The organism is Bartonella sp. PS7NMGDW, from assembly GCF_042193585.1.
In the GTDB taxonomy this organism is placed as follows: Bacteria; Pseudomonadota; Alphaproteobacteria; order Rhizobiales; family Rhizobiaceae; genus Bartonella; species Bartonella grahamii.
In genome coordinates, this window is sequence record NZ_JBHILX010000012.1 from 1 (window position 1) to 18280 (window position 18280).

The 18280-nt window shown below is 37.8% G+C and carries 14 protein-coding genes and 2 pseudogenes; 6 read left to right on the forward strand and 10 right to left on the reverse strand.

All coding sequences use genetic code 11. The features are described 5' to 3' along the window. A pseudogene (locus tag ACFIKJ_RS07185) lies at positions 1-582 on the reverse strand (TIGR04086 family membrane protein); the annotation flags it as partial. Between the two features lie 401 nt (positions 583-983). Here ACFIKJ_RS07185 and pyrF point away from each other — a divergent pair. From pyrF to ACFIKJ_RS07200, 3 genes are all read left to right on the forward strand, one after another. After that, on the forward strand, positions 984-1829 hold the full coding sequence (gene pyrF / locus ACFIKJ_RS07190) for an orotidine-5'-phosphate decarboxylase (protein WP_375626423.1): 846 nt from the start codon (positions 984-986) through the stop codon (positions 1827-1829). Positions 1830-2363: 534 nt separating this feature from the next. Beyond that, positions 2364-3857, forward strand: a complete 1494-nt coding sequence (hisS, locus tag ACFIKJ_RS07195) for a histidine--tRNA ligase (RefSeq protein ID WP_375670397.1) — start codon at positions 2364-2366, stop codon at positions 3855-3857. Positions 3858-4328: 471 nt separating this feature from the next. Further along, positions 4329-4874, forward strand: coding sequence for a replication protein (locus ACFIKJ_RS07200; protein ID WP_375670398.1), 546 nt, complete (start codon positions 4329-4331; stop codon positions 4872-4874). 619 nt (positions 4875-5493) lie between these two features. On the opposite strand, the gene ACFIKJ_RS07205 is transcribed toward ACFIKJ_RS07200, so the two are convergent. After that, on the reverse strand, positions 5494-6015 hold the full coding sequence (locus ACFIKJ_RS07205) for a peroxiredoxin (protein ID WP_375626417.1): 522 nt from the start codon (positions 6013-6015) through the stop codon (positions 5494-5496). Positions 6016-6231: 216 nt separating this feature from the next. Between ACFIKJ_RS07205 and ACFIKJ_RS07210 the strand changes: the two genes are divergently transcribed. Both ACFIKJ_RS07210 and ACFIKJ_RS07215 read left to right on the forward strand, forming a co-directional pair. Continuing rightward, positions 6232-7860: an alpha-D-glucose phosphate-specific phosphoglucomutase gene (locus ACFIKJ_RS07210; RefSeq protein ID WP_375653912.1), complete on the forward strand. Its 1629-nt coding sequence runs from the start codon at positions 6232-6234 to the stop codon at positions 7858-7860. A gap of 1056 nt (positions 7861-8916) precedes the next feature. Beyond that, positions 8917-9252 carry a zinc ribbon domain-containing protein YjdM gene (locus tag ACFIKJ_RS07215; protein WP_375618296.1) on the forward strand — a complete coding sequence of 112 codons (336 nt, stop codon included), beginning with the start codon at positions 8917-8919 and terminating at the stop codon, positions 9250-9252. Between the two features lie 1139 nt (positions 9253-10391). Here the strand turns inward: ACFIKJ_RS07215 and ACFIKJ_RS07220 are convergent. The 4 genes from ACFIKJ_RS07220 to murJ form a co-directional block, all read right to left on the reverse strand. Continuing rightward, positions 10392-10970: a NifU family protein gene (locus ACFIKJ_RS07220; RefSeq protein WP_015856727.1), complete on the reverse strand. Its 579-nt coding sequence runs from the start codon at positions 10968-10970 to the stop codon at positions 10392-10394. Between the two features lie 59 nt (positions 10971-11029). After that, positions 11030-11521, reverse strand: a complete 492-nt coding sequence (locus tag ACFIKJ_RS07225) for a universal stress protein (protein ID WP_375626412.1) — start codon at positions 11519-11521, stop codon at positions 11030-11032. Between the two features lie 62 nt (positions 11522-11583). Then, on the reverse strand, positions 11584-12654 hold the full coding sequence (trpS, locus tag ACFIKJ_RS07230; RefSeq protein ID WP_375627368.1) for a tryptophan--tRNA ligase: 1071 nt from the start codon (positions 12652-12654) through the stop codon (positions 11584-11586). Positions 12655-12714: 60 nt separating this feature from the next. Beyond that, entirely contained in the window at positions 12715-14286 is a 1572-nt protein-coding gene (gene murJ, locus ACFIKJ_RS07235; RefSeq protein ID WP_375652013.1) for a murein biosynthesis integral membrane protein MurJ, read from the reverse strand. A gap of 334 nt (positions 14287-14620) precedes the next feature. Here murJ and ACFIKJ_RS07240 point away from each other — a divergent pair. After that, positions 14621-14852: pseudogene (locus tag ACFIKJ_RS07240) on the forward strand (integrase); the annotation flags it as partial. Positions 14853-15158: 306 nt separating this feature from the next. Here ACFIKJ_RS07240 and ACFIKJ_RS07245 read toward each other — a convergent pair. From ACFIKJ_RS07245 to ACFIKJ_RS07260, 4 genes are all read right to left on the reverse strand, one after another. Beyond that, complete coding sequence (locus ACFIKJ_RS07245; protein WP_375670399.1) at positions 15159-15524, reverse strand: hypothetical protein; 366 nt, start codon at positions 15522-15524, stop codon at positions 15159-15161. A gap of 262 nt (positions 15525-15786) precedes the next feature. Then, positions 15787-16539: a Fic family protein gene (locus ACFIKJ_RS07250; protein WP_375670404.1), complete on the reverse strand. Its 753-nt coding sequence runs from the start codon at positions 16537-16539 to the stop codon at positions 15787-15789. Between the two features lie 236 nt (positions 16540-16775). Continuing rightward, positions 16776-17111 carry a hypothetical protein gene (locus ACFIKJ_RS07255; RefSeq protein ID WP_375626406.1) on the reverse strand — a complete coding sequence of 112 codons (336 nt, stop codon included), beginning with the start codon at positions 17109-17111 and terminating at the stop codon, positions 16776-16778. Between the two features lie 97 nt (positions 17112-17208). After that, positions 17209-18249, reverse strand: coding sequence for a Fic family protein (locus ACFIKJ_RS07260; protein ID WP_375626404.1), 1041 nt, complete (start codon positions 18247-18249; stop codon positions 17209-17211). Positions 18250-18280 lie beyond the last annotated feature (31 nt).

The window sequence follows — 18280 nt, forward strand, 5'->3', positions numbered from 1 at the left end:
AAGAAGGGTGCGCAATTCACTCGAAAGTTGATCGAAATTGATGCCATTGTCACTGTTTTTTGCAAAAAACTTTTCAACACTTTCGCTGTTTAATTTTGCAAGTATAGGGGAAATATTGGTTTTGAGGCTGTCTACGGTTTGTTGGACCATGGAGCTGTTTTCTAGAGCCGTTTTAGCTCCTATCTTTGCTGTACTAGAAACCACGTGGATGGCTTGGAGGGTCATTAGCAATGTTATGAGAGCCCAAGTGAGAAAGCCATGAATCGTTCCTGAGGTTTCAGCAAAACGGCCAGCTACAAAGCCTCCCAAGGCTAGGCTAATCAGTGTAACGATAACAGAACCCACGCCAAAGGAGAGGAAAGAGCCTTCAAATGGGGTTGAAGAGGTGAAATCCATTTGGCTTAAGCCTAAAGCGGCTACCAGAAAAGAGAGGCAGATTGAGGTGGCAAGGGCGCTCACCAGTCCAGCAAAGATTGCGGACCATGAAATGGGTGTGTGAAAGAATGAATACTTTTCGTCTAGAGATGTTTCTCCTAGAAAATTCGTATCGAATGGTGTGTCTTCAGGAATGCGAGTTTCCATGTTTTATCTCCTTGAATATGCTGGAGATACAATGTCTTTTTGCCAATTATGTTCCAAAAGTGGTAAATAGCCGATAAAAAGGACAGAAAACATCGAAAACAAGACGGTGATCATCATGGTAGGGCATTTTCTTTTAAAACTTTTGTTTAAAGCACGTTCATAGAGAGTTTTTGTTGATCATAAAAAAGGGGTGTAAAAACGACAAGGCACGCTATTGGGATTTATGAGTTCATTGAACAAAATAATATGGATGTTTTTTTTGTTTATATTCTTTCACAAATAAAAGCACACTTTGTATAGAGAGCTCTTTCTTTGTGTTTTCAGCATTGTATTCTTTTGACAAATGCTTTTCTTTTTGATTGTATCAAAAAGTTTAAAGACAGACCGTGTTAGGATATAAAATGTTTTGTTCAGCTTTTTTTAAAAATAGTGAGAAATATGGACCGCTTTGTGTTGGTTTTGATCCGAGTCATAAAGTTTTGCAATCATGGAATTTAAGCTGTGATTATAAAGGTCTAAAAGATTTTTGTGATATTCTCTTAGCAGCGGTTGTGGGTAAAGTGGGGATGATAAAACCTCAAGCCGCATTTTTTGAGTTATATGGGGTGGAAGGGCTTCAAATTCTCAAAGAGCTTATTGAAAATGCACAGGCACAAGGTTTGTTGGTTCTCGTTGATACGAAAAGAGGGGATATTGGCTCTACCGCTGAGGCTTACGGTAAAGCTTGGCTTGGTTCAAGCAGTGCGTTTAAAGCAGATGCTATAACAGTCAATCCTTTTTTAGGATTTGATGCTCTCATTCCTTTAATAAAGATTGCAGAAGAAACAAAAACGGCTGTTTTTATGGTTGTTCAATCTTCGAATCCAGAGGGAAGGCACATTCGAAATGCGCGCATTGGTGATCAAACAGTTTCTGTTCATTTGGCACAGCGTATTTTTGAATATAATAGCCAATCTTCAAGTCAATATCATCATGTTGGTCCTATTGGGGCAGTGATTGGAGCAACATTGGGCAATGAAGCAAAAGATACAATCGAACAGTTAGAAAATAACTTATTTCTCGTTCCTGGTATTGGGGCTCAAGGGGGAACAATAACACAATTAACTCAGCAGTTTCCTCAAAGGCTATGGCAGAATCTTATTCCTTCCATTTCAAGATCGATTACACAGGTTGGTCGAAATAGTGTTGATTTAAAAAATGTTATTCATGATTTTGCCGAGCAATCTAAAAATACGCTTCTATCTTAAAGTTTTTTGCTAAGTTATCAAAGAAAAAAAGCTCTTATAAAAGAAGGGGGCTTATCAAATTTTAAGTCAGATACTTCTTTCAAAAAGTGATTTTCTTTATCTAAAGTCAAGAGTTATTTTTGATCTTTTCAAAAAGTGTTCATATATTTCTTATTTTCTGTTGGGATTGGGAGGATCAAATACGGAAAGCAAATGTTTGAAAAAAAATGCAGAAATCTTGGAAATATATGAAAAATTGCTTCAAGGAAGACAAGATATAAGGAAGAAAATGCAAGGAATACCTGAACAGTGCTAAAAGATGAGGCATAAGAGGGCTTGGAGAGTGTATTCGTTTTGGGAACATTTTAGTTTAAGGGCTATGATTCATCTTACAGGATAAACTCTTTTAGAATATCGCTTTATAAGGATATTGTTTTTGTAAAATAAAAGACTCTAACATGTTATTAAAAGTTTTTAGATTGATAAAGTCATTGCAGCGTTGGTTTCTATGGGATAATGGTTATTCGTGAACACATATTGTTGCTAGAGAATAACATGTCATTGAAACAAGAAAAAACCAAAGCCCGTTTACCCCGTGGTTTTATGGATCGTACAAGTGCACAGTTGTATGCAACTGAAACAATGATTACAAAAATTCGTGAAGTTTATGAACTTTACGGCTTCGAGGCACTGGAAACACCAATTTTTGAATATACGGATGTCTTGGGTAAGTTTTTACCTGATGAAGATCGTCCAAATGCGGGCGTTTTTTCGCTACAAGATGATGATGAGCAATGGATGTCTTTGCGCTATGATCTAACTGCTCCTCTTGCTCGTTATTTTGCAGAGAATTTTGAAGTTTTGCCAAAGCCTTATCGCAGTTATCGTCTTGGTTTTGTGTTTCGCAATGAAAAACCTGGACCAGGGCGCTTTCGGCAATTTATGCAGTTTGATGCGGATATTGTTGGAACATCAACGGTAGCAGCGGATGCCGAAATTTGTATGATGGCAGCAGACAGTTTGGAAAAGTTAGGGTTTCACCAGCATGATTATGCCATTCGCTTGAATAACCGAAAAATTCTGGAAAGTGTTTTAGAATTGATTGGTTTAGGGGAAAGGGAGCAGATTGAAAGGCGCTTAATTGTTCTTCGAGCAATGGATAAACTGGATAAATTTGGTCCTGAAGGCGTGCGTTTGCTTCTAGGCAAGGGGCGTTTGGATGAAAGTGGTGATTTTACAAAAGGGGCCGAGCTTAAGGATAAAGAGATTGAGTGTATTCTTTCCTTACTGACTGTAAATGCAAAAACGGCAGAAGAAATCCTTGATGTTCTCAGACAAGTCGTTGGTCAGAGTGCTCAGGGGCTTGAAGGGGTTCGCGAGCTTGAGGAAATGCAAGCAATCTTTGTCGCTAATGGTTATCACAATCGCATTAAAATTGACCCTTCGGTGGTTCGTGGATTGGAATATTATACGGGACCTGTTTTTGAGGCGGCATTGCTTTTTGATGTTCTCAATGATGATGGGCAAAAAGTTGTTTTTGGTTCTGTTGGTGGCGGAGGGCGCTATGATGGATTGGTGGCACGCTTTCGTGGTGAAAATATTCCGGCAACAGGTTTTTCAATCGGGGTCTCACGCTTGATCGCAGCTTTGCAAAATCTTGGAAAGTTGCCTATGAAGGACACAACAGGGCCGGTTGTGGTACTGAGGATGGATAAAGAGCCAGAGGCAGTTGCTGGTTATCAAAAAATGGTGATGCAATTGCGTGATGCGGGAATTCGTGCTGAGCTCTATTTGGGGGAATCGGGGATAAAAGCACAGATGAAATATGCAGATCGGCGCAAAGCTCCTTGTGTGGTTATCCAAGGTTCACAAGAACGTGAGAGTGGAAAAATACAGATTAAAGATTTGATTGAAGGGGCGCGTTTATCTCATGAGATCAAAGATAATCAAACATGGCGTGAAAGTCGACCAGCACAAGTGACGGTTGATGAAGAGCAATTGGTTCAAACAGTACAAGATATTTTAGCAGCTCAAAGGCGGTTATGGTAAAAGTTTTATAGAAGCGATTGCCTGAAATATTCGGGAAATTTGAGATTCAATTTTTAAAATCTGTACTTTTCTCGTTTAGGCATACTTACGCATGCGTTAAAATGAGCAAAAAAATTTTAACGAAGAAAAAACTCTGAGAAAATTAAAGGGTTTCACGTAACGCTTCTGCAAAAGTTTATAAAAATATTGACAAGTTCATATTGGCTTCATCTTTGAATTCTCATCTATGAGCATCAAATTCTTTGATGTTCTCTTCTTAGACATTACAAAATCTAGCATTATTGCAAAAGGAGGGAGAACGAGAGCGTTTTATCCTAAAAGACTTTTTAAGCTTCAAAAAACAATGGAATGACTTAAATCGAACAATTTTTTACAGGAGCATGTTTGGATGAATTGTAAGCTGCCATAATGGTAACTGACTGATAGTATGCATTATTTCAATAAAATCAATTCTTTAATGGAGAAATAAAAATGGCCCAATATGATTTTACCGTGCTCTATGAACGAAATCCCTTTATTCTTGAAAGACCTGAGAATATTGGAAAATCATTTAAACTCCCTCCTTCAAACTTCAGATTTGAAAATCTTCCGCAAATTACTTTTTCAGGCGCCTCGTCGTGTCGGCGTATGATTTTGGGGCTATCATTTAGTGGTATGAAAGCTTTTTTGGTGATGTTGTGGCAGGTAGGGAAAATGTCAGATGAAGATGATGTGGATTTGTGGTTTGATCAGATAACATTGGATCATGATATTCTTGAGGAATTTTTGACTTGCGATCTTTCAATTCAAGAACCAGAATATCTTAATTTTGAAAGTTTTAAAGAAGGTATCAAAGAATTAGAAGAGAATAAAATTGTAGCGAAGGGGACAAAAAAAGATTGTTATTTCATTAATCCAGATATTTTTGGTCTTCCTGAATGTGATGAAGATTTTGAGCTCGATGAAGAGGAAGAGATAGAAGAGGAAGAAATGAAAAAACACTTTATGGTAGAATATCCAAATAGACGCCTTCTTTAACTGTTTTTCTCTTAGAGAAAAATAAAAGCTTAGAATAAATGACTATTAAAACAGCAATGAATCTGTTTATTGTATGTGAATTGGAATGTTTACGGGATCTGTTTTTATTTAATATTCTTCATGAACGGTTATTTATGCAGAGCCGTTTTTATACCATATTTTTTTCTTGATGCTTTTGTGAAGCTTGCAGTAATGATGTTCATAGCTTTTGTGTTTTAGAGCGTTTATGAGACGCATTTATACTCTTTTTAACCGTTTATTCATATGCCAATCTCACGTGCTAATGAGCAAGAAAATAGTTTTAAGAGATTCAATATAAGAAGGGATAAAATAAAACAATCTTATGATATTCAGTGCCTCTCATTCGACATGAAAAATTATAAATTATCTTTATAAATCAAATTATTGTTTGACACAAAGTTTTTTCAAAGCAGTTAAAACGTGAAATACCTATTAAAAATTTATTGCTGGGATATTTTCTTACCGAAAACGCTCAACCAAATTATAGTGTCTGCTTTGACAAATAGATGTTTCAAAAAATACAAACGACACAAATTTTCTTTACTAAGGAAATTTGTGTCGTTAAATTTTGTTTAAATGGACGACTTTGGGGGCGGAATTAGCTTTTCAAAGCTTTTAAAACATTTTGTGGTGAAGAGACTTCGTAAGGATCTGTCATGCAATTGTCTGAAAAACCCGCTTCTTCAAACCATTGCTCAACCACACCATCATTAATAACGGCAGCATAGCGCCATGATCGCATGCCGAAACCAACATTGTCTTTTGCAACCAGCATACCCATTTTGCGTGTGAATTCACCAGAGCCATCAGGAATTAATTTCACGTTTTTGATATTTTGTGTTTTTCCCCAAGCGTTCATGACAAAAGCATCATTGACGGAAAGGCAATAAATTTCATCAATACCCGCTTGTTTAAATTCATCATAGAGTTTTTCAAAGTCAGGCAGCTGAAAGGTTGAGCAAGTAGGGGTAAATGCTCCAGGAAGAGAAAAAAGAATAACACGCTTTCCTTTAAAGTAAGAATCGCTGTTAACTTCTTGCCACCGATAAGAATTATTTTCACCCACTTCATCTCGGACACGTGTATGGAATGTTACATTGGGAACAGTTTTTTTCATCATAAGGATGCTCCTATATTTTTTACAAAAATTTCGTTTTAAAACAGCTTTTGTCTTTAAAAGCATATCGGAAAGAACGGTTTAAATAAAAGGGATTCTTTAAGAATTCTTACTTCTAACGAGTGTGCAAATATTTCACACTTCCGTCAAGTAGAATTAATGGTCGACTTTGGATACTCTTCACCTTAAAATTAAAGGAAAGAATATGAAGGTATTTACATGACCATAAAGACAGTTTTGACCACGGCTTTTGAGGGGCAAAAACCGGGAACGTCTGGTTTGCGCAAAAAAGTGTCTGTTTTTCAACAACCTCATTATGTAGAAAACTTTATACAGTCTCTTTTTGATAACATTGGACCTCTTGAAGGAAAAATGTTGATTCTTGGGGGCGATGGGCGCACTTTTAATCGTACTCTCCTTCAGATTGTGTTGAAGATGGCAGCGGCGCATGGTGTTTCTTGTGTTAAAATGGGAAGGGGCGGTATTCTTTCTACACCTGCTGTTTCGCATCTTATTCGTAAAACCCATGCTCATGGTGGACTTATTCTTTCTGCAAGCCATAATCCTGGTGGTCCAGAGGGAGATTGTGGTATCAAATACAATGTTTCTAATGGTGGACCCGCTCCTAATTCTTTATGTGATGCTATTTTTGCAACATCGCAACGTCTTTCCTTTTATAAAATTCTTGAAGCACCAGATATTGATTTAGATAGGCAAGGTACGATCTTTATGGGAGCCATGCGGATTGATATTATTGATTCTGTTGCTGATTATGTTGCTTTGATGCAGGAGCTTTTTGATTTTGACTGTATTGCCAAGGCCGTCGCTCGAGGTCTTACTTTACGGTTTGATGCTATGCATGCGGTAACAGGGCCTTATGCTCATGAAATTTTTGAAAAATGCTTAGGATTTTCTGAAGGAACGGTGGTTAATGGTATTCCTTTGCCAGATTTTGGAGGCGGTCATCCGGATCCCAATTTGGTTTATGCCAAGGCTCTTTATGATTTATTGATGTCAGAGAAAGGACCAGATCTTGGCGCAGCCTCTGATGGTGATGGAGATCGTAACCTCATTATTGGTCGTGGGCAATTTGTCTCGCCTTCAGATTCTTTGGCTATTATGGCTGAGCATGCACACCTCATTAAAGGATATCGAAAAGGTGTTGTGGGGATAGCGCGTTCTATGCCGACGGGACGTGCTGCTGATCTGGTTGCGGAAAAACACGGATTAAACTTTTTTGAAACGCCAACGGGATGGAAGTTTTTTGGAAACCTTTTGGATGCGGGGAAAGTAACCTTTTGTGGTGAAGAAAGCTTTGGAACTGGCTCTCATCACATCCGCGAAAAAGATGGTTTATGGGCTGTCTTATTTTGGTTAAATCTTTTAGCGATAACAGAAAAAACTGTCGCACAAATAGTTCAGCAGCATTGGTACACCTATGGGCGTTTTTACACGTTACGGCATGATTATGAAGAAGTCGAAGCAGATAAAGCTTTGGAACTTATAGAACATTTGCGTACGCACTTACCACATGCAGGAACTGAAATTGCTGGATTTTTCGTCAAAAAAGCAGATGATTTTACATATCATGATCCTGTTGATCAGAGCGTTAGCACGCGGCAAGGTATACGTATTTTTTTCGAGAACGGAGCACGGTTGGTGATCCGTTTGTCGGGAACAGGGACGCTAGGTGCTACTTTACGACTTTATTTTGAACAGTATGAAAGTGATCCGCGCAAACACAATTTTAATCCGCAAGAAGTTCTCCAACCTTTGCAACAGGTGGCACTAAAACTGTTAAATATACAACAAGCATTGGGGCGAGATCGCCCTGATATTATCACCTAAGATCAGTGGAATGTTTTTTGTAAAGGTATGATGATTGATCACATGAGGTATGTTTTTAGGGACGTGATTTTATTGGCCATAAGGCAGAGCTTCCATTTTCAAGCTCGCTTTGTTTTTCCTCTTTTACATATCAATCGGATTCTTAAAACTGCGGGCTTCTTAAAACCGAATACTGTAGGTAATTATAATTAGGCAGAATCGGGGAATTTATGTCCAATGGTTTCTAATGGTTTGATAGAAATGTTTGTTTAATAGGGGGGGCTCATACACAACAAAATACGATCATTGTTACACATTTCATATGTTTGTCTTAAAGAAGCATCTCTCTCAAAACGCTAAAAACGTATCTTATGCGTGTTACTTTTGAAAGGGATAACCGGCCATCCATTGAGCAGCACCATTTTTATGCTTATGAGAGAGTAAGACCAGCACCATCATTCACTTTGCCCGCTTTCAATGTTGGCTCTTATATTTGAGAGTATTTAGTATTTTGAATAATTGTTTTACACGGCTCTTCCTACTTGTAACATGCAAGGAAAAGGCTTTGGTTTATTCAATGTAAAAGAGGTTGAGAGAATCTCAGCTTATTTATTGGCTCTCATTCAATATACAAAACCATTAACTATGATCATAAATCAGTTTGTTCTCTAACATTATGAATGCTTTACTTAAATAAAAGGTCAAGTTGAGTCTATCATTTTCTTGTTTCTCAGTTTTTAGCTTTTTGGAAGCGTTTTTATTCAGAGATGTTCCTTTTCTAATTGTTTTTTATTCATTCGTTAATTGTATTGGTGATGTATAAGAAAATGATTTTGATTCATTTATGAGAGAGAATGAAGTGAGTAAATTTTATGATATGCGGGGGCTTATTTAAGTTATATAATGATCAATCATTTTTATAAACCCATGTATGGTATGTGATGATAGTATTCATGAACACAGTTGGCAGATGAAGGTTGAAACAAAGGGAAATGTTTTTCTAAAATAATGGACAATAAGTACTTCTTGCTTTATGACCAGTCATAACAAATGATTTTTCTTTTAAAAGGGGAATTTATGACCCAATATCCCAAATGTCCTCGTTGTGATTGTCTTTATACTTATGAAGATGGTGAAAATTTTGTGTGTCCTGAATGCGCACATGAATGGCCACAAAAAAACGATGATACTGTTCTTGTCAATACTGTTTATGATGCCAATGGTCAGATTTTAACAAACGGAGATACCGTTATGGTGATAAAAGATCTGAAAGTAAAAGGCGCTTCATCTGTTTTAAAAGGTGGTACTAAGGTAAAGAATATTCGCTTGGTGGATGGGGATCATAACATTGATTGCAAAATTCCAGGGATTGGTCAGATGAGTTTAAAGTCGGAGTTTGTGAAAAAAGTTTAGGCATTTATCCCCTTGCAATTGTTTTTGCATTTCGCTGGTTTTTTATTTTTACATTCTTCTCGAATGGGCTTTTTTTGTTGTTTCACAGATTACACCAATCAGATAGAGGCAATATATTTTCCTTTATTGCAAAGCCATGTATCGCAGAGGAATAGTGGCTCTGTCTTTTCTTTTAATACGCAGTTATGGGTGAAGTTGGATGTTGACGTACATGCGACAGTAAAAGTATGTGCTTTATGAGAAGAACAATGCGGTAAAGCAGACAAACTTATTCCTACTGGATTGAAGAAATATTCTCATTTTTTATTAGATAATTTCTCAAACAATCATAATAGATCTAGCTTAAATGTATTTATTTTTTACAGGTAATTCCACCGTTTGCGTCATATTTATGGAAATGAGATTGAAAATGATAGAGGGGAAATTCTTGATTTTAAGAATAGAAAAAGGACGGTATGATCTTGATAAGGTCGTACGGTTATGCATTTTCCAGTTTTTAGTGCTGCAACAGTCTCTTATAAAAAGTGTGTATAAGAGCTATTAAAAATAGTTTTTGTTATTATCCAGTTTGTGCTGTGTAAGCGGACGATTTTGATTGATACAATAAAAACAGAATTGAAATAAGAAGAATGCCAGAATTCTCATTCAAGTTGCAAAATGTGATCTTTGTTGATTGGCTGCTACAAGAAGTATTTTGCGTGATTTTATCGTTGGGAGAAGTGAGAAAGATGGAGCAAATGGGCACTCTATCTTACAATGTTTTCTTTTTTGGGTTTTCTTTTTTTGTAACGGGTCGTGTTTTCCTAGTTAAAATTGCATGACAAGATTATGAAACAAAATAAATTTAAAGTGCATGCCCATGTTTTGTACTTCTGTGGATATCATTATTGGGTTTGTTGTGAAACAACCGATGCTTCTTAAAAGGGGCTTTGAAATCTTTTTAAGGCATATATGGAGGTGAAAGGTGAGTGAAGGTATTATTATTGGACAGACTTTTTTAACAGTACTGTATTTTTATGGCTACATAGCTTACTTTTAAAATTTCAGGAATAAAATGACGTAAGATTTTTGCACTCCATGTTTGAGCGCTGTTGAAGAGGGGCAATCGGTGTGGTTATTTTACCTATTGAGGTCAATATTTATTGTGGCATGGCTTCAACGCCTAAAACTTCAGGGATAAAATGGCGTAAAAGATTTTCAATACCATGTTTGAGGGTTGCCGTTGAAGAGGGACATCCAGCGCAGGCACCCCGCATATTGAGATAAACAATACCATTCTCAAATCCGCGAAAAGTAATGTCTCCACCATCATTGGCAACTGCTGGGCGGATACGCGTTTCAAGCAGCTCTTTAATGGTTAAGACAATATCAGCATCTTTTTCGTCATAAAATTCTTCGTTAAGGGCATGGGTTTGTGCTTGTATTGTAGCGTTGGTGGTGATTACTGGCTCATTGGATAGAAAATGTTCCATGATTGTGCCTAAAATGACGGGCTTGAGATGTTGCCATTCTCCTTCTTTTTTGCTTACGGTGATAAAATCATAGCCTAAAAAAACACCATTGATATTGGGAATATTAAACAGCTTAGCCGCCAAAGGTGAGTTTTTAGCTGCTTCTTCAGGGTCACGAAATTCTAATACGCCCTCAGAAAGAACCACGCGTCCTGGCAGAAATTTAAGTGTTGCAGGGTTTGGTGTGGTTTCAGTTTGAATAAACATAGACTCTCCTTTTATAATGAAGGATTAGGAAGATCTTACATTGTAGAATATTATATTTTTTAGGCAATAGATCTAATATCGTCATCGGCAAGATTGCTAGGAATAACAATGACAGGAATTGAAAAAGCTGTCCCTTTATTCCCGATTAATTGAACAAGGGGTCCTGGTCCTTCTGTATGTCCACTGGCTGCTAAAACAATTAGTGCAATCCTTTTATCTTCGTCGATCAGTTTGGAAATCTCATCAATTTTTTTTCCTTCACGCACCACTATTTCTGTTTCAAGCGCATGGGTGGTGCGGACTTCACTGGCAATGCCTCCTAATATTTTATGAGCACTTTGCGTTGATTCTGTGCGCATAACGTTGTTTACACCCAGAAAGTGTTGAAATTCCACACTATCAACGACACAAAGTAATACCAATGTTCTATTGGTATTTTGGGCATGCTGTGCGGCAAACGCAACGGCACGCCGACACTCTGGTGTTTCATCAATAATGACTAAGTTCTTTTTCTTGGGTTCTTTTTTCGGATTTTTTGGTTTGGAAATCATGCACTTTCTCTATTTTGTACAAACGATTTTTTTGCTCTCTACAGTTTTTAGTTTTATTATCTTTATGTATCGTGCAAAAATCCAATAATTTCACGAATTTTTTTCATATTTTCTTCTGCGAGCATACTAGCACGTTTAGCGCCATCACGCAAAACAGAGTCGATATAATCACTTTCTTGATGCAGTCGACGTAATTCTTCTGTTATAGGGGCAAGCTTATGGACAGCAAGGTCGGCTAGGGCTGTTTTAAAATGCGAAAATTGTTGACCAGAAAATTCTAAAAGAATCTTTTCTTTGCTGACGTTAGCAAAGGCGGCATAAATACCAAGCAGGTTATCCACTTCTGGTCGTTCTTTTAAAGCGGTCAGGGTATCGGGAAGAGGAGCCGAATCCGTTTTGGCTTTGCGTATTTTTTTTGCGATAAGATCAGCATCATCGGTCAAATTAATGCGTGAAAAATCTGAAGGATCTGATTTTGACATTTTTTTCGTCCCATCGCGCAAAGACATAACGCGTGTGGCTGTTGTTCCAATAAGCGCCTCTGGGAGGGGAAAGAAGCATTGCCTTTTTTCTTCATCCGTTTGCATAGAGATACCAAAATTTAATTCGGCAATACGTTGTGCATAGTCGTTGTTAAATTTTTGTGCAATATCGCGTGTGAGTTCAACATGCTGTTTTTGATCTTCGCCTACTGGAACATGCGTTGCACGATAGACTAAAATATCAGCAGCCATCAAAGTGGGATAGGCAAAAAGCCCGAGGGATGCTTTTTCGCGATCTTTTCCTGCTTTATCTTTAAATTGTGTCATGCGTTGAAGCCAGCCGATACGGGCAACACAATTAAAAATCCAGGCGAGTTCAGCATGTTGAAAAACACGTGATTGGTTAAAAATAATGTGTTTTTGAGGGTCAATACCGCAGGCTAAAAAGGCGGCTGTCACTGTTCTGGTGGATTCCCGTAAAGTAAGGGGATCTGGGTTGACTGTGAGCGCATGCATATCCACAACACAATAGAGGCAGTGATGAGAGTTTTGCAGTTCAACCCAACGCTGAATGGCTCCAAGATAATTGCCAAGATGTAAATGACCACTCGGTTGTACGCCGGAAAAGACAAGTGGTGTGAAGGTATCCATAGGAGTGCTCTTTCTTCAATTAAGGTTATTTGTTTTATTGTTTTTGACAAAGTATAGATATTATGGGCGTTTTTTCAAATTTTTAAGCATGTGAAAAAAGGAATGGGTGTTGAATAAAAAATAGGCACTAAAATAGATCAAGAATATGCCAAGCATGATCCCAACTAAGGTGCTGGCGCGCAATAAAAAGGATGCTTGTGAGGATAAAGGAAAAGACAAAAAACTAAACACATTCAATCCGTAATAGAGGGCTAGTGCACTCAAAAGGGTTGCCATCATGAGACATAATATTCGCTTTATCAGTTGGAAGTCGTATTTCCAATAACCGCGTTTGAGAAGGACACCCCAAAGCAACAGGGCGTTGACCCATCCAGAAGTAATTTCAGCAATAACAATGCCTCGTGCAGAAAAAGAAGGAAATAATGTTAAGGCGAGACTGATATTGATGAAAACGCAAATACCTGTAAAAATCATCGGTGTTTTGGTATCTTCATGGGCAAAAAAATTAGGAATAAAGACCTTAATGAGAACAAAAGCTGGAAGTCCTAGTCCATAAAGTTCCAGTAATTGTGCCACATGATGTGTTGATTGACTGGTAAATTGTCCTCGCTCAAAGAGCAAACTGACAATGGGAGTGGAGAGCAACAAAAAAGCGATGGATGCTGGAAGTGTTAACAATAGCGTTAATTCAATAGAGCGGTTTTGTAAATGGTGGGTTTCTTCATGCTTTTTGCTTCGCAAAGCGCGTGTTAATTCTGGTAAAAGAACGGTTGCAACGGCAATGGCGATTACGCCTAGAGGCAATTGATAAAGACGATCAGCATACATCAAAGAAGAGACAGCACCCGATTGACTAGAAGCAATGTTGGTATTAATGAGCAAATTGATTTGTGTGATGCCACCTGTGATAGCCGCTGGGAATGCTAAAGTTAATAGCTTGCGAACATTAGAACTTAAATGGGGCCAGCGGAAGGATATTTTCATGCCACTTTGACGCAAAGCAAGGGCAATTAAGGTGAGTTGAAGAAGCCCTGCTGCCAATACACCCCAAGAGAGATTTAAGCCAATATGCCAAGCGTCAAGTTTATAAATCCAAGCATAGGCAAGCACACCAATCAGAATAATGTTTAAAAAGAGTGGGGCAATGGCGGCAATAAAATAGCGTCGCAGAGCATTAAGCATGCCTCCCATCATGGCAGCAAGCGACATGCAGGTTAAATAGGGAAACATGATCGCAGTAAAGTGAATTGTAGCGTTAAATTTTGTCGCATCTTCGGTAAAACCTGGGGCAATAATGGTTCGTACCAGAAAAGGCATACTCAGTTCCATCGCAATCGTTAACAGTAAGAGCAGCGAAAAGAGAACGCCAAAGACTTCTTCTGCAAATTTGCATGCCGTTTCTTGACCATCTTCAGTGATTTTTTTTGCAAAAAGAGGAATGAAAGCAGCGTTAAAGGCACCTTCAGCAAAAAAACGACGAAATGTGTTGGGAAAACGAAAAGCAGCGTTAAAGGCATCAGAAACAGGACCGGTCCCTAGCGCTGCTGCCATAAGCATTTCGCGTACGAAGCCAAAAATACGGCTCATAAGGGTTCCGGAAGCAACTGTTGCAATTTTTTTTATCAATGTCATAAAGATATATCGGTTTTGTTGTAAAAGAGAAGCGATGACAGGAGAAATAAACCGTTTTAAATCGTAAAAATCTGATCTGTATCCCAATCAAGGATACTTTTTGTAAGCGTTGTACGACGGTGTTTATCTTTCTGTCAACAATGGTGCTTGAAGACTTTTTTATGCTCCTTGTTTACTGTTGCATTACAATTTTTATTTTGCCATAAAATAATTAAAATTTCTTTTCAAACTGAAATATGGGGGCGATATCATAACAGTTTGAAGGGACATATGGGGATCTATAATGATAATTCCTCTTTATGGTGTGATGTCGTGAATAGTACAACCCAATACCCGTTCTGTTTTACGTGAGGGGCGTGACCCTATTAAAGAACGCAAATAAAATAAAAGCGTGAAGCAATGCGCAATCTTCATTATTTATCCATTATTTAAAAGACAGTACTTTAGATGTTTTTAAAAGTCGTAAGGCTGAGCTAAAAGGTGATGGCAAAGCTCGTGATTGGTTTTTACTTTTACAGCTTTATATTCTCCCCAAATTAGGCTGCCTTCCCGTTCTAGAGATTACATAAACAAAAGGATAGGAAGACGTGATCTTTCAACAGCATTTTGCCTGTTCAGGTTTCTTTTCACAGTTAATGAGGATAAAATCTGAGGAAATAAGATAAATTTGTTCTCTCATGGTTTCCATTCCTGTTGAGGTGCGATTGATTTGCCAATGAAAGCAGGCGGGTAAAGGCTATCATTTTTATCAGAGAGGGCAAAAAGTTAAAGTTTATGAATCCTTTAGATATTCATTGCCATTGCTTTTGCGTGCTCTGTTTTGTGAGGTTGAATATTTTCTTGTCTTTTAGGACTCTGATTGACGGTTTCTGTCATTTTTTGCACTTTAATTGTTTCGTTACTAAGAGTATTGGAACATTATTTTTCTTTATAGATTGATGCTGGTTTGGTGCTAGGCGCTCATCGAATTTATGGTTATAAAAATACATGGGTTGTATATGCTGTTCTATCTCTTTTATTTGCTTGACTATTTCCATAATCTCTTTTGCTTTAACGGTTGATGTGCCAAGACTCTTCGCAAGTTTTTCAGGATTATTTTCCTTTATAGCTTCATGCTCGCTTGAGGATAAGCGCTCATTGATTTTTTTGAGATAAGTCCTTATCTCCCCTCTTAATTCAGGAGAGTTTGATAAGGTTTCTTGCTGTTGTGCTTTTGACAAGGAAAAGAGATTTTTCATCCAAGCCTTAGGCATTTCTACCGATTGTTCACACCGCCTTTGTTTTACATGATGGGTATGGAGAATGTCTCTTTCTGTTTGTTTAAAAATATTGATATAACAATCAATGGCTCTACAGAGGGGCAAAATATTTGCTTCAGCATGCGCGCGCGTTGTTTTTTATGCCAAATACATTGCTACCAGAAAGTTTAGAAATAGATTGGGGGAGGTGGCAATTTGATAGGTGAGCTGTTCTCCTTCAGTATGATTTTCATGGATCATCTCAATTTTTTCCCAAAATATGACGATTGCCATAAATGATTTGGCACAAAGTTTCGATTTCTTTTCTTCTTGCTTGAATGGATGCGTTGTTTTTTATCCTTGTGGTAATTTCATTGTTGGTAAGGGGGGCTATTGTTTCTGCGGGGATAAGCACTTCTTGCTGGTTTTGAACTTTTGGTGCTGTAAAGGAGAGGGCGTCACCGATTTTTAATGTCTGTATTTGCTCTGGGGTGAGATCTTTTTTATTTCCCAAGATGAAAATCCCGTTGGCATCAAGCATGAAGCTATTGGGTCCACTGCCTCTGTAGAAGCCTTTATAGGTATGACCTTCTTTCGCTGTTGTAATAAGATGATGATGAATATTTTCAAACCCAAGATGTTTCATATTGTACATAAATTCTTTTAAAATAAGTATTTTTTTTGGATTTGAGATATCCTCAAGCAGATGTTTTATCTCTTCCTTATCATTATGTTTTAGCGATGCAATGCTGGCAAGATTCATGCGTTTTTCTGTTACAAGAGAAAAGTCGAGTGTGTGACCAGCAACTTGCCCAAGTTTTTCAAAAAACATTCGTTGTGTGCGTCCATTACCTTCTCTGAAGGGATGCGTATAGTTGAGCTGTATCAACATTTCAGTGACATATTCAACAAATGTTTCGCGGGTTAAGCCTTTTAAACTATTCGTTTCAGCAAGTGTTTTATCTAAATTTTCTAGTCCCTCTTGTATCTGTTTTGCTGGGGCAAAAAATACCAGCTTTTTTCATCATTGGCATATAAGCAACGGTAACATCTTCAAATGTAAATGGTTTTTCCCGTGTTTGTCCGGCCCATTCAAAAGTATTTTTAAATAGGGTGTGATGAATAATTGGAGATATGTGGAAGTTAGTTTTTGCGGTGGCGCTTCTTGGCGTAGATGAATGATTGCTTTTGTTGTATCATGGGCACATTGCACTTTTAATTTTTTATAGTCTTTTATTCCATATTTATTTTTTAAAGTGATACTATTAGGGCAAAAGAAATTACGGTACATTGTCTTATTTTCTTCGGTTTCAGGCGATGAGGATAATTTTTCTTGTAAGGTGAGAGGGACGGTGTTCGTTTTTTTGTACCAGTGTCCCAGTATGCCGTTGCTTTTTTGGGGGGCTGTTTTGTTCTTTCTTGATGATCAGAGCATTTTTCCTTTGTCATTTGGGCAGATATTGGATTATTTGTCGCTGTATTGCTGGTCTGTAAAATGTTTTTTTGGAAATCTTTTTGCATTTGCCTCATGGAGGAAGCAGATTGAGCAATTGGTTTGGTCATTTGTTCTTGCAAACTTTGGGACATAACTTCAATGCTGTCATGTAAAGCATGAGGGGCAATCCATGGTGAAAAATGAGCTTTTTCTTTGTTTGAATGGATGCGTTGTCTTTGCTCTTTTTAGTTATTTCATCGTTTGTAAGAACGGCTCTTTTTTTCTGGAAGCAATGTTTTTTGCTGGGTTTTGAGTTTTGGGCGCTGTAAAGGAGAGGGCGTCACCGATTTTTAATGTCTGTATTTGCTCTGGGGTGAGACCTTTTTTATTTCCCAAGATGAAAATCCCATTGGCATCAAGCATGAAGCCATTGGGTCCACTGGGTCCACTGCCTCTGTAGGTACCATGATAGGTTTCTCCTTCTTTTGCGACGACAGTGAGATAATAATTTTTTTCATCCAATCCAAGCGTTCTCATAGAGTTGGTAAATTCTTGTAAAATGAGCAATTTTTCTGGATTTGAGATATCCTCAAGCAGATGCTTCATAGGCTCTGGATCGCTATGTTCCATGGCAGCAGCGCGGACAAAGTCTTTACGTTTTTTGCTCACAAGAGAAAAGTCTAGCTCATGTCCTGCTGCTTGAGCGAGTTTTTCAACAAACAGTCTCTTTGTGCGCCTATTGCCCTCTCTGAAAGGGTGCAAGTGGTGCAAATCTATCATTATTCCAGCTGCTTGTTCAACGAATTCTTCGCGAGTTAAGCCTTGTAAATTATTCTTTTCAGCAAGCGTTTTATCTAACTTTTCTAGTCCCTCCTGTATTTTTCTGCCAATCGCAAAAGGTTTTGTAAATTCTTTTCTTTTCAAAATGGGCATAGAAGCAACAGTACCATCTTCAAATGTAAATGGTTTTTCGCGTATTTGTCCGGCCCATTCAAATGCACGGGAAAAGAGGCGTTGATGAAGATATTTTAGATAGGAGGAATTAAACTGCTCAGGTAGAGGTTCTTGGCGCAGTTTTATCATTTCTTTTTTTACATCATCACAACATTGTTCCTTTAATATTTCTTGCTCTTTGATGCGGTATTTATTTTTAAGCACTTTGCTATTGGGATAAAAGAAATTCTGCGATGCTTCATTGATTTTCTTTGAAATGGCTGCACTGATTGCAGGGTGTTGTTCTTGCAATTCTTCCTGTATGGAAGAGGCACAATGTTCTGTATTTTCTTTCATGTATATTTCCTTTCAAAGGATAACATTATTT